The organism is Algoriphagus sp. 10J20-15 (genome assembly GCF_055809615.1).
On sequence record NZ_JBVVUG010000053.1, the window covers coordinates 37,984 to 52,483 of the forward strand.

11 protein-coding genes and 1 tRNA gene are annotated in these 14,500 nt (G+C 38.8%); 7 read left to right on the top strand and 5 right to left on the bottom strand.

The window, feature by feature from the left end; translation table 11 throughout:
- Nucleotides 1-80 precede the first annotated feature (80 nt).
- On the top strand, nucleotides 81-422 hold the full coding sequence (locus tag AC0L6R_RS25050; protein ID WP_473273631.1) for an IS3 family transposase: 342 nt from the start codon (nucleotides 81-83) through the stop codon (nucleotides 420-422).
- Nucleotides 423-535: 113 nt separating this feature from the next.
- Entirely contained in the window at nucleotides 536-772 is a 237-nt protein-coding gene (locus tag AC0L6R_RS25055) for an integrase core domain-containing protein (RefSeq protein ID WP_473273663.1), read from the top strand.
- 258 nt (nucleotides 773-1,030) lie between these two features.
- Here the strand turns inward: AC0L6R_RS25055 and AC0L6R_RS25060 are convergent, their stop codons facing one another.
- The 5 genes from AC0L6R_RS25060 to AC0L6R_RS25080 form a co-directional block, all read right to left on the bottom strand.
- Nucleotides 1,031-1,324, bottom strand: a complete 294-nt coding sequence (locus tag AC0L6R_RS25060; RefSeq protein ID WP_473269942.1) for a helix-turn-helix domain-containing protein — start codon at nucleotides 1,322-1,324, stop codon at nucleotides 1,031-1,033.
- Nucleotides 1,325-1,409: 85 nt separating this feature from the next.
- The gene (locus tag AC0L6R_RS25065; RefSeq protein ID WP_473273634.1) at nucleotides 1,410-2,639 is read right to left on the bottom strand and encodes a site-specific integrase; all 1,230 of its coding nucleotides are present in this window, start codon (nucleotides 2,637-2,639) and stop codon (nucleotides 1,410-1,412) included.
- Nucleotides 2,640-2,929: 290 nt separating this feature from the next.
- A tRNA-Pro gene (locus tag AC0L6R_RS25070) sits at nucleotides 2,930-3,003 on the bottom strand.
- Nucleotides 3,004-3,235: 232 nt separating this feature from the next.
- Complete coding sequence (locus tag AC0L6R_RS25075; protein ID WP_473273635.1) at nucleotides 3,236-3,616, bottom strand: hypothetical protein; 381 nt, start codon at nucleotides 3,614-3,616, stop codon at nucleotides 3,236-3,238.
- A 72-nt stretch (nucleotides 3,617-3,688) separates the two neighbouring features.
- Entirely contained in the window at nucleotides 3,689-6,151 is a 2,463-nt protein-coding gene (locus tag AC0L6R_RS25080; RefSeq protein ID WP_473273637.1) for a TonB-dependent receptor, read from the bottom strand.
- 417 nt (nucleotides 6,152-6,568) lie between these two features.
- Between AC0L6R_RS25080 and AC0L6R_RS25085 the strand changes: the two genes are divergently transcribed.
- The 5 genes from AC0L6R_RS25085 to AC0L6R_RS25105 all read left to right on the top strand — a co-directional run bounded on the left by AC0L6R_RS25085 (nucleotide 6,569) and on the right by AC0L6R_RS25105 (nucleotide 14,493).
- On the top strand, nucleotides 6,569-8,311 hold the full coding sequence (locus AC0L6R_RS25085; protein ID WP_283411301.1) for a GMC family oxidoreductase: 1,743 nt from the start codon (nucleotides 6,569-6,571) through the stop codon (nucleotides 8,309-8,311).
- 3 nt (nucleotides 8,312-8,314) lie between these two features.
- Entirely contained in the window at nucleotides 8,315-9,022 is a 708-nt protein-coding gene (locus AC0L6R_RS25090; protein ID WP_473273638.1) for a gluconate 2-dehydrogenase subunit 3 family protein, read from the top strand.
- A gap of 238 nt (nucleotides 9,023-9,260) precedes the next feature.
- Nucleotides 9,261-9,896: an RNA polymerase sigma factor gene (locus AC0L6R_RS25095; RefSeq protein ID WP_283411299.1), complete on the top strand. Its 636-nt coding sequence runs from the start codon at nucleotides 9,261-9,263 to the stop codon at nucleotides 9,894-9,896.
- 3 nt (nucleotides 9,897-9,899) lie between these two features.
- On the top strand, nucleotides 9,900-10,946 hold the full coding sequence (locus AC0L6R_RS25100) for a FecR family protein (protein ID WP_473273640.1): 1,047 nt from the start codon (nucleotides 9,900-9,902) through the stop codon (nucleotides 10,944-10,946).
- Nucleotides 10,947-11,106: 160 nt separating this feature from the next.
- Nucleotides 11,107-14,493 carry a SusC/RagA family TonB-linked outer membrane protein gene (locus AC0L6R_RS25105; RefSeq protein ID WP_473273642.1) on the top strand — a complete coding sequence of 1,129 codons (3,387 nt, stop codon included), beginning with the start codon at nucleotides 11,107-11,109 and terminating at the stop codon, nucleotides 14,491-14,493.
- Nucleotides 14,494-14,500 lie beyond the last annotated feature (7 nt).

A 14,500-nucleotide genomic window follows, 5' to 3' on the forward strand; every position in this document is an offset into this window, starting at 1 on the left:
AAAGGCTGTAATCATCTTTTCCAAGAGCGACAACAAATATTCAGGTTCATGAATACCAATCGGAATTTGCTGTTGAGAACATGTGTAAAGTTTTATGTGTATCAAGAAGTGTCTATTATGTCTGGCTAAGCAGAAAACCTACTAAAAGGGCCTTAGAGAATCAGGTTTTGAAAGCAGCTATTCAAGAACTGCATAAACAGACCAAATCTCGCCTGGGGAGTCCCAAAATGAGGATAGAACTCAAGGATCGGGGAATGCTTGTTTTCCGACCCAGGGTAGCCAGCCTGATGAAACTGCTGGGCCTGCGTAGCATTATCTGTAAGAAATTCAAGGTGTCGCCCACAGATTCGAAGCATGGATATCCTCCTACGAAGAATTTGATTGACAGGGAATTTAGCGCCAGCCGACCTGGAGAAAAATAGGTGTCTGACATCACTTATGTAAGAACTAAGCAGGAATGGATTTATCTGACCATTATCATGGATTTGTTTGACAGGAAAATTAAGAATTCAGAAATCTGCTTATAATCTATAAAATCCACCAGAGTATGAGCAGAAAAGGAATTTGTTGGGATAATGCAGTAGCTGAAAACTTCTTCAAAATAATCAAATCAGAGCTTATTTATCATATTCCAGAATTGACTATCTATCATACACAAATGGAACTCTTTGAATTCATCGAAATCTGGTACAATAGAAAAAGGAAACACTCCTACCTGAATTTCCTTGCCCCAGAACAGTTCGGGAAAACACAATCATTCATTGCCGTATAGAAAATAGAAACTCGAAATTCTCTGGGATTTTCCTTCAAAATCCACCAGAGAATTTGAGTAGCCCACGGCAGGCGATATAAAATCAATTTATAACCGAGTTTAAATGTTTGCCAACCATTTTCCTGGAAATGAGTAAAAAATGCAATGGCATCTTTTTCTGGAATATCCTGTTGGGCACACATGATTTTAACATATTCAAGGAGAGGAGGGACTTCAGTCCCATATCCCAAGTTTGACTTATCTTCCATGTCGGCATTCCTATATTCCATCATGGGGAAATTTATTGACTCGCTTATTATTTTCAAATAGCTTTACTATATCCTCATGATCGTAGTAAATCACTCCTCCGATCTTGGTGAATGGCATAGTACCGTTCACCCGCAGGTGCTGAAGGGTTCCAGGGGAAATATCCAAAAGTTTTCTGACCTCATGGGATTTCAGCCATTTCTTGGTTGGTTGCCCGTTTAGGTTTGAAAGCATTTTTTTTAAGTCTGCCTTCAGTTCAGTCCCAAATTTCTCCAAGTCATTTAATGTGATGATTTCTGTTGGCATGTAATTTTGATTTTGGTTTTGAATTCGCAAAATCAGGCTAATATCCAACAGAAAGTCACATCACCACCCGAAGGTGGTGATGTGATTATTTTGATTTACCCAGTTTCCTTTTGAGTTTTTTCATATCATCACTTACTTTTTTCTCCAACACCTTAGCGTAAATCTGTGTAGTTCTAATACTTGCATGCCCGAGCATTTTACTTACTGTCTCAATCGGAACACCATTAGACAGCGTGACAGTGGTTGCAAAGGTGTGTCTTGCCAAATGAAAAGTCAGGTTTTTTTTAACCCTACATATGAGTGCAATTTCCTTGAGGTAAGCATTCAACTTTTGATTGGATATGAGGGGAAAAATCTTTCCTTTGGAATAGGGCCTGTCTTTGTCCTGGTAGAGCTTGATAATATCCAAAGCTTTAGGTAAAAGGGGAACTTTGGACTTTTGTTGGGATTTTTGCCTGCTTATGGATATCCAATACTCTCCGTCCATGCCTAATACTATGTCATCATGCATCAGGTTCATGGTATCTATGTAGCTCAGTCCGGTGTAACAGCTAAAAACAAACAAATCCCTGATATACTGTAATCGCTGGATATCAAATTGCTTTTCCTCTATTCTGCTGAGTTCAGTAGGATTGAGGCAGGTTCTTTCTACTTTTTGGTATCGGAAACTGAATTTTGCAAAGGGATCCTTTACCATCCATTCCATGCGCAAGGCTAAGTTGATTACTTTTCTAAACCTTTCCAGATGCTTCATGATGCCGTTATTTCCAAGCGGCTTATGATGATCCTGAGGCTCGTAGTTTATAAGGTATAGCTCAAATTCATTCAAGAACCGGTAATTGATGTCCTGAAGGAAATAGTCCTCTGTTCCATACTGTTCTTTGGAAAAGGCCATCACGTATTTTTGTGAAGTGAAGTAATTTTTAAGGGTGCCCCATGCTAAAACATTTCTATACTTCTCATTGTGGTATTCAAAGAGCATGGAAATGGTATGTTCTTTAGCATGGGTTCCCAAGAGTTCATGCTTGATAGCATCAGCTGTAATTGGAATTCTTTTGAGTTGAAACTCCTGATAAATCTGGATAATCTTTGCCTCTAATTCTTTCAAATAGTGGTTCAAGGATTTGGAGGATTCTTTGGATCCTTTGGCCGATCCCAGCACAGGGTTCCAATCGTAGACCTTTATTTTTCTCTTTAAAGAGATGTCTACCCGGGTTCCATCTACTGTGACCCTTACATAGATAGGAGCCTCTGAATCCTTAATAAGGTGAGTTTTTACAAAAAACCTGACTCCAAAAGTATTAGTCGTTTTCATGACAATTGAATTGTTTTAAAGGTTTTTACAGCACTTTAAAATATGTCACCGAATAAGACACAACAAATAGCACTAAAATGTATCAAATAAGGTTTAATTACTTTAATCCAAGAATTTGATTAACAGTAAGATAAAGCACTTTCTGTGTCATAAATTTAAGGACTAAAATAAGACCTCGAATAAGACACATTTTTTTTGATATTTGTTGATATGAACTAAAGTCTAAAAAACAGAAAAGCCTGTAAATCAGTAGATTTACAGGCTTTTGGTTTCCCTTGGAAGGGTTTCCGTCGGGGTGGCAGGATTCGAACCTACGACCTCCTCGTCCCAAACGAGGCGCGATACCGGGCTACGCTACACCCCGAACTATTAATATTTGATCCATGACTTGCTCTTGAATCGGATGCAAATGTAGCAAAATTTATTTCTGGCAAACACTTTTGAACAAATGATTTTGAAAAAAACGTACTATTATTTCAGCCTTTTTTTCAAGTGGATTGAAAATGAGTGGGATAGCTTATTTGCAAATTTGATATGCGAAAGAAATAATGGACTAATAGAGTAAAACCTTTGAGTAAGGAAGGGAAGAGGTTTTCTTAATTGACGATTAACAGATCCAGAGTTAAATGAGGATTGTTTGGATCGGATGTGTCCAGATTGAGTTTGTAGGTATAATAGCCTTTAGAAAGTGGCGTTTCACCTACGTAATCGTAAGGCTGAATTCTTAATTCCTTCCCATTAACTAATAAGCTTACGAAGCCGTAGCGATAAGCTGATTCAAATTCTTTGTAATCAGATCTCTGTCCGGCAGAAATGTCTCCAAATTCTATGGGTATAGATCCTGAGCTGATCAAAATGTCTTTGAAATCTACTGCGGAGCCATTTTCCACTCGAATGAGTACACCCTCAGGGCTATTGTCCTCAGTACATGAAGTGATCAGAAATACTGTTAGAAAGAGCGTGAATAGATTTTTCATAAAGCCTAACTAGTAGTTGTCAAGAAGACGAAAATAGGCTGAGTAACGCTACCAATTTGAAATGTTATTTCTTTAGAATTCCTTCTCGCCAAATTCACTCTTAATAAACTTTGAATTGTTTTTCAGTTTATTGAACGTATAACTGATATTGAACTGGATGACATCCACCTCATAGACATAATTTGTCGTGGTGTAAAATTCACCCTCTCGCCATGTGGTGATTCGTTGCTCGTTAGTGGGAAGTAGTCCCATATCGATATTTTGCCACTGCATGGTTGCGCTGAGTCTACCATCCAAGAAGGTTTTTTTGATATTCAAGTTTGGTGAAAGAAAGCGTGAATCTTCTCCTTGCGCTGTGTTGGTAGGGGAAAGGTAATTCACCGCCAACTGAGCTTCCCAGTTTCTGCCGAAGTTAAAGCTGGTGTTTGCATTGATAGAGTATATCCAGCTTTCAGAGTCGATTGGCTGATTGTCAAATTCCCCTTGAATGGAATAATGGTACACATTTGCACCAGCGAAAATCTGCCACCAATTGGTAGGGTTTAATTCCAATCCTACTTCCAATCCAATTGATTTTCCAGTACCTACATTTGTATAAATCCTATTCAAAATACTGTCATTATATACAGTGTTGACACGGTTTACCAAGTTTTGGACATTTCTGAAATAGGAAGTACCCGTAAGAGAATTGCTACCAAAGTTTTTAACAATACCTACTTCAACCAAGTCAATAAATTCCGGCAAAAGTGTAGGATCACCTTGCTCTAGTGTTTCGGAATGCTCCCTCTCTGGAAATGGATTCATCTTGAAAGTAGTCGTTCTCTCAACTCGCTTGGAATAGGAGGTTTTTAGCTGCAATTCCTCATTGATAGAATATTGCAAACTCGCAGACGGATACAGCTTGACAAAGTCATACAGATATGTCGTATCCACTGTACCTGCTTTGTCTGTCAAGTCTAATGTCCTATCCATGATTTCCAGCCTTGCGCCAGCCGCATAGCTCCATTTGCCGTTAGTTCCTGATAATTGCCCATACGCAGAATGCAGAATTCTATTCAAATCAACCGTACTCGAGAACTTAGGAACCAATTCAAATTCACCGGTTTCATTGTTTTTCCGCTCATAGACAAAGTCTCCGGTATGATTTAGATACCTGTATTGATATCCAAATTCCAGTGTTCCAAAGTCTTTTGGCGCTGCTTTGTAATCAATTTGAAGGCGTGTCCCATGGAGCGGGTTGTCGTTCGTGTTATATTCGTCTTGATATATAATACTTGTGTCGGGATAGCCTAGATTGCGGTTGATAGTCGGGCCTCCTAGCATGGTGTACTCGTAAAGGAAAGAGCCTGAGATTTGAGATTTATTTTGGAAGGTATGCTTATAATCTAGGCTTCCTAATACGAAATCACCTCGTCGGATTCTCAAGTTTTCATTGTAATACTGCAACGTATACAATCGCTCTCCATTGACCTCCGCATGATTATCGTAATAAAGTATATCGGCTGTTCGGTCAGCGGTCTTTTTACCTGCATAAAATCCTATGCTGAAATCATTTGATTCATTAGGGGTAAATCCTAGCGTGAATCTTCCAGCGTAGGTTTTTGCATCTGTGCTTCTTTCTCCATCTGAAGGGAAATAGGTAGTGGTATCCCCGCTTATCGTATAGACATTACCTTCACGTCTTCCATTGATATCATTCCTCTGAAAGCTTCCTCCGAGAGAAAGGTCCCATTTGCCTTTTTTATGGTTAATAGTGAAATCGGCACCATAGCGCTGCGGCTTTTCTTTGTTATCATAAGGTTCAATACTTGGCGCACCGATTTTGGTATTGACCTGCACAAAGGTACCGTCGGTCAAACCTTTTTTGGTAATGATATTGATAATGCCAGCTTTTCCTTCCGGGTCATATTTGGCGGAAGGAGAGGTGACCAATTCTATTTTTTCAACTGCATTTGCAGGAAGTTGAGAAAGGAGCGTTTCAGGACTTGATTGGGTGGGTTTACCATTGATCATTACCACAAATCCAGTGGTGCCTCTTACAGATATTTCGCCTTGTGCATTTATGCTTACCGAAGGGAGGTTTCTCAAAACGTCAGACGCAGTTCCTCCTTGGCTGGTGAGAAAATTGTCTGAGTTATAAACTTGACGATCCACTTGATTCATCGTAGTGAATTTTCTTCCAGAAACTTCTACCTCAGCGAGTAATTGCTGATCGGGGCTAAGAAATATGTTTCCTAGATCCTGAATTTGATTTTTCAATAAAGTGATTTCTGGAATTACTTTGGTGTCATACCCTAAAAATTGAGCCTGTAGATAGTAATTACCTGGTTTCAAGTTGTTTATAGTGAATGTCCCGTCTTGGTCAGACACTACGCCAGCGACCAGTGTACTATCTTTGCTTTGGTGAATCGCTACACTGGCATATTCCAGCGGATTGTTTTCCGATTGATCTATAAGCCTTCCCTTAACTCCAGTTTGAGAAAAAGAAGGTTTGCTTAGGAGGATAAGAAAAATTAGAAATGATAATTTGTTCATTGAAATGCTACCCATTATTAAAGCGACAAAATTGTACTAAACATATTTATTTGAATAGCCATTTAAATAATAATCGGCCCGAATTTGTGAATTTGATAAAACTAAAAATTTTTAAAAGGGTGAATTCTCATTTATAAAAAAATCGAAGAAGTTTCTAAAGTAATCTTAAAGCCTAGTATTAGCTATTTTAAGTCCATTACTAGTTGATTATCAGGTATTAATAGTCTAATTTTTTCGAAAAATACTTGCTAAATCCGCGGGATTATTTTTCTGGAGGTAGGCGGAATATCAAAAACGCAAAGTTTGTAAGGAAATATTTTTGTTAATTTAAGAATGAAAGGGCTGTGTTGAAGGATTTCGGTTAAAAGACTTCTCTTTCTATAAGTTGAATCAGATCAATTAAGTAAATTCTATCTAATGAGTTTTCAAATCAAAAATTCCGGTGAAGCCTACGACGTAATTATTGTGGGTTCTGGAGCTGGAGGCGGAATGGCCTCTAAAATTCTTTCCGAAGCAGGATTATCTGTAGCCGTTGTGGAAGCAGGAGGTGACTTTGATCCAGCAAAAGAGGAAGATCGTACGCAGTTAAGACCACCTTGGGAATCTCCAAGAAGAGGCGCAGGTACTCGAATTCGTCCTTTTGGCGATTTTGATGCAGCGATCGGTGGTTGGGATATCGATGGAGAACCTTACACTCGAAAAAATGGAACTGAGTTCGATTGGTTCAGATCTAGAATGGTAGGAGGAAGAACTAACCACTGGGGAAGGATTTCTTTGCGCTTTGGACCAAATGATTTCAAACGTGCCAGTATTGATGGACTAGGTCACGATTGGCCAATAGGTTATGATGATCTTAAGCCGTATTATGATAAAGTAGATAAGCTGATTGGTGTTTTTGGTACCAAAGAGGGGATATATAATGAGCCGGATGGCTTTTTTCTTCCACCTCCTAAACCAAGACTACATGAACTTTACATGAAAAAAGGAGCAGATAAAGTTGGTATCCCTATGATTCCTTCCCGACTATCAATGCTTACGCGTCCTATCAGTAAAGAAAGAGGAGTTTGTTTTTTCTGTAGTCAGTGTAATCGAGCTTGCCAAGTTCATGCAGATTTTTCTGCGGGCACTTGCTTGGTTCATCCTGCAATGAAAAAAGGTAAAGTTGACCTTTACACGCATTCCATGGTTAGAAAAGTAACCACAGACGAAAGCGGGAAAGCAACTGGGGTATCTTTTGTGAGCAAAGAAGACATGAAGGAATACAAACTGAAATCAAGAGTAGTCGTACTTGGGGCTTCAGCATGTGAATCTGCGCGAATCATGATGAATTCCAAATCAAAATCCCATCCTGATGGGATAGGCAATAGCTCAGGAATGGTAGGTAGATACCTGCATGATTCCACTGGCACTGACCGTATGGCGATTGTCCCAAGTATGATGGATCGTCAACGCTATAACGAAGACGGTGTAGGCGGATTACACATGTACACACCTTGGTGGGGAGACAACAAGAAATTGGATTTTGCAAGAGGATATCATATTGAATACTGGGGCGGAATGGGCCAACCAGCCTACGGAACCGGTGGAAGTATGGATTCGATGAGAAAATACATCAAGGACGAATTTGGTGAACCAAGTCCCAACGGTGGCTATGGTGTTGGGTTGAAGAAGGACATCCGAAAAATCTACGGTTCTACTATGGGTATGTCAGGCAGAGGAGAAAGTGTACCTATGTATGATAATTATTGTGAGATAGATCCAAATACGGTAGATAAATATGGTATTCCTGTTCTTAGATTTAATTACAACTGGACAGATCAGGAAGTGAAGCAAGCAAAACATATGCATGATACGTTTGAAGAGATCTTGACTGAGGCAGGTGGGATTCTACTTGGCTCTAAGCCAGGTCCAGAGACTAAATACGGTCTTTTGGCACCAGGGAGAATTATACACGAAGTAGGTACTACCCGAATGGGCAATGATGCTGCCACATCAGTTCTGAATTCCAATTGTCAGGCGCATGATTGTGATAACCTATTTGTAGTAGATGCTGGGCCGTTTGTGTCTCAGGCAGATAAAAACCCAACCTGGACCATTTTGGCTCTTGCTTGGAGAACTTCCGATTATATAGTAGGTGAATTGAAAAAGAAAAATATCTAAACCATGAACAGAAGAGAAAACCTTAAATTACTCTTTACCGGCTCTGTCGGTACAGGTTTATTATTGGCAGGGTGTTCACCTGAGGAGCAAGCAATCCCAGAAAATGCATTATTGGCTGGTGGGACCATAGGAGGAAGAACAGCTGAAGAAAAGCAACGTGATCAAGAGTTACTATCTGAAACTTTTTTCACTGAAGATGAGCGCAAGAAACTAAGCACGCTAGTCGATATAATTATGCCGAAGGATGATGAATCTCCTGCTGCTACAGAAGTGGGAGTAGTGGACTTCATGGAGTTCATGATGAAAGATCAGCCTGGCAACCAAACACGCATGCGAGGTGGTCTGATGTGGCTGGATTTTGAAGCTGACGAGAAATTCGGTAAGTCATTTAACGAGCTAAATGAATCAGAAGTCATTACAATTGTAGATGAAGTGGCTTGGCCAGACAGTGCAAAGCCTGAATATGAAGGAGGAGTTCGTTGGTTCAATATGCTTCGAAACCTTACTTGCTCAGGATATTTCTCTACCCCTGAGGGTTGGAAATACATGGGTTATGTAGGAAATACTCCAAATGCCTGGGACGGTGTGCCTCAGGAAGTGATGGATAAGCACGGTGTTAAGTTGGAAGAAAAGTATATTCCGCAATACCTAAAGCCAGAAGATCGTGGTACCATTATTCAATGGGATGATGAAGGAAATATCATAGGCTAATCCATAAATAGGAATATGATTTTATATAAAACCAATGGGTGCAAACTCATTGGTTTTTTTATGGAGTTTAATTGAGCTTTTTTGCCGAATGATTCGCTTTGGAACCATTTAATTTAAGCTATCAATTGGTATTTCTCTCAAATTCCCACCATTTGAGAAAATTAATAAAATATTATGGGGTCATTTTGACCATTTGCATACTCTTAATTTTAGAATCGGGATAGATCTCCAATTTTCAATGAACAAAAACCCAAAAGAGCAGTCTAATTCTATTTTCATACCTCCAAATCATTTAGAAACTTTCAAAGTTTTTGAGAAAAAAGCTGATTGTGACATTTGGGAGGCTTTCAATAAGGGGGATGAAATGGCTTTTAATTATCTGTACAGAATTTATGTACAGGACCTCTATCGCTTTGGGTGCCAGTATTCCCGTGATTATAGTTTGGTAAAAGACAGCATTCAGAATCTCTTTATTTATTTAAGAAAAAAGAGGGGGGAACTTAATGAGGTAACCCACATCAAAGGGTATCTATTCAGATCATTACAACGGGAAATAATTAAGAATATCAAAGCCAATGCATCAATAGAGGATTTTGAGGATAATTTTCTGGAATCTCATTTTCAAATTGAGGTGTCTCCTGAGGTTAGTTTTATTCAAAATGAATCAAATGATGCTAGGAAAAAGCAAGTTCAGCTAGCATTAAATCAACTGACTACCAAGCAACGAAAAGCGATCCTTTTGTTTTACGAGGAAGAATTAAGCTACAAGGAGATTGCTGAAATCATGAATTTCAGTGAAACCAAAACTGCCAGAAAGCTAATTTATAGAGCCTTGTCCAAATTGAAGGAATTTGTTAAACCAACGCGTAATTAACCAATGTCTAAAAATATAAGTCAAAAGAAATATGAGGATTATGAGTTGGAGGACTTTCTCACCGATGAGTTTTTTACTCAGTGGGTGAAATCACCAAACGAGAATAATTCTCACTTCTGGGAGAAATGGTTGAATTCCAACCATAAAAAAAGTGACTTGGTAAGGGAGGCTGCTGGGTTTATAAGATCAATTCAATACCAGGAGAACGCGGAGCTTTCCAATGAAGATTATATTGAGGTTTTTGAGAATATTTTAAAAGGAGATTTATCCGCCACGCCTATAAAATCGAAAAATTCAAATTCTACTAAATGGTATTCTTTTTTTTCGATTCGTTGGGCTGCAGCTATAGTATTGATTGTTTTCTGTAGTTGGGCCCTTTTCGAATCCAAAATTTATTCAGATGGAGAAGCTTCAGAGGTGGTTTGGGTCACAAAGGTGAATGCAGCTGGGAAAAAGACTATTATCCACTTAAGTGATGGTACCTCTGTACATCTCAATTCGAATTCTAAAATTTCCTATCCTGAAAATTTTTCAGATTCGCTTCGGATAGTATCTATAGAAGGAGAAGCATTCTTTGATGTAATTAAAGAAGAGAGGCCATTTATAGTGGAATTGCAAAATGCCAATATCGAAGTGCTCGGCACTACTTTCAATGTTAATAACACCAATGAGGATAAAGTGGAAATAGCATTAGTTTCTGGCAAGGTTAAAGTAAATGACAACATAGGAAATCAGATAATGTTGGCGCCAACTGAAATGATAGTCTTGGAGAAAAATGGACAATTTTCTAAGAAGAAATTTGATCTCAGATCAATTACTGGCTGGAAAGACAAGTATCTAATATTTACTGAAGATGATTTTGATACTGTGATCCAGAAAATCGAGCGCTGGTATGGAGTAGATATCACAGCAGCAGGGCAGTTCAAAGAACACTGGGCCTATACTGGGCAATATCATGATGAGTCCTTGGAAAATGTATTGGAGGGAATAGCCCAGACATCAAAGATCAGCTATTCTATCAATGGTAAGAAAGTAGAAATAACAAAGTAACCCAAATGAAAAAACCTATGAGAATGATACACAGTCCTTAAAAAAAGGCAGAAGAAATTCTGGGGAGAACTTCTATCTGCCTAATTCTAATTGCCTGTAGTAGCGCTAACCATTTCAGGCAAAAATTCAAGTAAATCATCACTTAAATCATAACAATAGTATGAAAAAAAATATACGGGGACAACTCATTATGTTATCGAAACGATTGCTTTACGGGTTTATTCTTCAGCTGCTTTTTTGCACTGTATTGCTTGCTAATACTGGAAATGCACAGAGGAAAAATATCGAAAAGATCAAAGTTGGGGTGAGTGTGGAAAACACTGCTCTTGAGAAAGTTTTTAAGCAAGTCGAGGCCCAGACCGGATTAGCATTTACTTACAACACTACAAAAGTGGATGTGAAGCAGAAAATTGACCTTAATGTTAAGGACAAAACGGTTTATGATCTTCTCTTGGATTTGAGTAAGGATACTGGACTCAGATTTATTCAGATAAACGACAATATTCATGTTCGCCCTTTTCAGCCAGGAGTTCTGAAAGGGGTAAGTATAAAGGATTCTGAAGCAATTGATGTCACAGGTAAAGTGATAGATGTCAATGGGATAGGAATACCTGGGGTTACTATTATAGTCGAAGGCACTACAGTAGGAACTGTGACGGATATCGATGGTAATTATTCTGTAGAAGCCCAGCCGGGGAATGTATTGGTCTTTTCATTCATTGGTTACGCAAATCAAAAAGTGACAATTGATAACCAAACTACGGTGAATATCACTCTTCTCGAAGATGAGAAAGCATTAGATGAAATTGTAGTGGTAGGGTATGGAGAGCAGAAGAAAGCAGACGTTATTGGAGCGGTTTCTCAGTTGTCTTCGGATAATATTGAAAACAGGCAGGTAACAAATACATCTAGTGTCCTTACAGGACAAGTTCCTGGAGTGACAGTAATTCAAAGAGGTGGACGGCCGGGATCTAGTGGAGGGACAATTAACATACGAGGAGTTGGTTCTTTCGGAGCAGGCACAAATCCGCTAATTCTGATTGATGGGATTCCAACAAACAGTTTTAATGATATAAATCCAAATGATATTGAATCAATCTCAGTACTAAAGGATGCTTCATCTGCCGCTATTTATGGAGCTAGAGCAGCCAACGGAGTGATCTTGGTGACTACTAAAACTGGCGGGAGCGAAAAAGTACAAATCACATATAATGGCTACGTAGGTTTTCAAAAAGCCACCCAATACCCTGATTTTGTTAATTCTTGGGAGTTTGCAGAGCTATATAATGAAGCTGAGGGAAATGAAGTATATACTGCTGAAGATATTCAAAAATATAGAGATGGCAGCGATCTGGACAATTATCCTAATTCCGATTTTATAGGACAAATTCTGACTGAAACACCTGTTCAGACTTCGAGTAATTTCACCATTAATGGAGGCTCCAAAACTAGCAAGTACAACTTGTCATTTGGGTATTTATACCAAGATGGACTGGTCATCAAGAATGATTATTCTAGGTACAATGTGCGATTAAATATGGAGAATGATCTTAGTTCTAAGCTGAAGTTAACCTCCAGAATTTCTTTAATAAATTCTGTGACAAATGAACCTGCGCCACCTGCGACGATTGATATTTCGGATTTAAATGGAATTATTGGTCAATCAATCAGATTCCCGGCTATCTATGTAGATAGATACAGTAACGGTGATTATGGTCTTGGGGTAGTGGGTAAAGGTACTCCGGTATCGTATCTAAACAATGATTCCTTCTACAAGGCTAAAAACTTCGATGTCAATGCCAATTTGAAACTGGATTATCAGCTTGCGAAATCTTTCAAAGTTTCACTTATAGGGGCATATAACCAAACTACATTTGATGATAAGCGCCTATTGGCAACTCAGGTATTAAATCCAAATATCACCTTAGGACCAAATGAGCTTAGTATAAATAATGAAAAAAACACATACAAAACCATTCAGGTAGTTGCCAATTATGATAAGGTTTTCGGACTTCATAAACTTAGTGTTTTGGGTGGATATTCTTATGAGGACAATTTGAATGAATTTACTTATGCCTATAGAAATAATTTGGCTAACAATGATTTGACTCAATTGAATGTAGGGGCTCCTGACAATCAGAAAAACAATGGAAGTGCCTCCGAGTGGGCGCTGATGTCAGTATTTGGGAGAGTAAAGTATGATTACATTGAAAAGTACCTATTTGAAGCCACCATGCGATATGATGGTTCTTCCCGTTTCCCTACAGATGAGAAGTTTGCCTTTTTCCCTTCAGCAGCAGTTGGCTGGAGAATCTCAGAAGAAAATTTCCTGAAGGATAAAACCAATTGGCTTGACGACCTGAAACTGAAAGCTTCCTTTGGTATTCTAGGGAATCAGAACATCGGAAATTACCCGTATCAAAACACATTAAATCTAGGTCAGAATTACCCTTTTGGTGGAGTAATTAATACGGGTGTCACTAGAAATGTAATCACAGATCCTACTTTACATTGGGAAAGTACGCGTACCACTGATGTTGGTTTTGATTTAAGTTTACTACAAGGCAAAATCAATTTTGGAGCGACTTATTTCAACCGATTCACTTATGACATCCTAAATAGTCCAAGTTCCAGTGTTTCTAGCATTGTTGGGTTTGGGTTGTCTCAGCAGAATTCTGGTGAGCTGAGAAATTCAGGATTTGAATTAGTATTGGATTATCGCCATGCCGGGGAGAATTTTAATTTTCGGGCAGGAGGTAATTTGACAGTAGTCAACAATGAAGTGATAGACCTTGGAGTTGGAAATATTTTCCAACCAAATGGGCTAATAGGAAATGGAAGTAGCCTCTTTATAGGCTATCCAATGAATATTTATTATGGATATCAGGCAGAGGGTTTGTTTGTGGATGAGGAGGATGTCGCAAACTGGGCTGACATGAAATCAATCAATCCAAATGCAAAACCTGGAGATATTCGCTACAAAGACATAAGTGGGCCAGACGGAGTGCCAGATGGTGTGGTGAATGCTACTTACGACAGAACTGTATTGGGTAGCCAAATCCCTAAGTATAATTATGGATTGAACTTGGGTGCAGACTTTAAGGGATTTGATATTAGTATGCTCATTCAAGGAGTTGCAGGAGTAAAAGGCAACCTGTCAGGCGATGCTGGATATGCTTTCAACAATCAAGGAGGAGTTCAGACTTGGCAGATGGAAGAGCGTTGGACAGAAGAAAATCCTGATCGAAATGCAGGATATCCTAGGCTGGAATTTATTTCAAACTCAGGAACTCCCAATACCCTTATGTCCTCCTTCTGGACACTTAATGGCTCTTATGTAAAGCTCCGAAATATACAATTAGGGTACAGTCTTCCAGTGGCAGCTCTTGATAAATTAAAAATTTCAAGATTAAGAATGTATGTGAGTGCTGAGAACATTCTCACTTTCAGCAATTACAGAAAAGGATGGGATCCTGAGGTAAATACAGCGAGAGCTTATTACCCTATACTAGCCAATTACACCTTTGGAGTGAACTTACAGTTTTAATTAAAAT

Excerpts from the sequence above, each read along its gene's own strand:
- AC0L6R_RS25050 (WP_473273631.1), top strand. The coding sequence starts at position 81 with ATGTGTAAAGTTTTATGTGTATCAAGAAGTGTCTATTATGTCTGGCTA.
- AC0L6R_RS25060 (WP_473269942.1), bottom strand. The coding sequence starts at position 1,324 with ATGCCAACAGAAATCATCACATTAAATGACTTGGAGAAATTTGGGACT.
- AC0L6R_RS25065 (WP_473273634.1), bottom strand. The coding sequence starts at position 2,639 with ATGAAAACGACTAATACTTTTGGAGTCAGGTTTTTTGTAAAAACTCAC.
- AC0L6R_RS25075 (WP_473273635.1), bottom strand. The coding sequence starts at position 3,616 with ATGAAAAATCTATTCACGCTCTTTCTAACAGTATTTCTGATCACTTCA.
- AC0L6R_RS25080 (WP_473273637.1), bottom strand. The coding sequence starts at position 6,151 with ATGAACAAATTATCATTTCTAATTTTTCTTATCCTCCTAAGCAAACCT.
- AC0L6R_RS25085 (WP_283411301.1), top strand. The coding sequence starts at position 6,569 with ATGAGTTTTCAAATCAAAAATTCCGGTGAAGCCTACGACGTAATTATT.
- AC0L6R_RS25090 (WP_473273638.1), top strand. The coding sequence starts at position 8,315 with ATGAACAGAAGAGAAAACCTTAAATTACTCTTTACCGGCTCTGTCGGT.
- AC0L6R_RS25095 (WP_283411299.1), top strand. The coding sequence starts at position 9,261 with ATGAACAAAAACCCAAAAGAGCAGTCTAATTCTATTTTCATACCTCCA.
- AC0L6R_RS25100 (WP_473273640.1), top strand. The coding sequence starts at position 9,900 with ATGTCTAAAAATATAAGTCAAAAGAAATATGAGGATTATGAGTTGGAG.
- AC0L6R_RS25105 (WP_473273642.1), top strand. The coding sequence starts at position 11,107 with ATGAAAAAAAATATACGGGGACAACTCATTATGTTATCGAAACGATTG.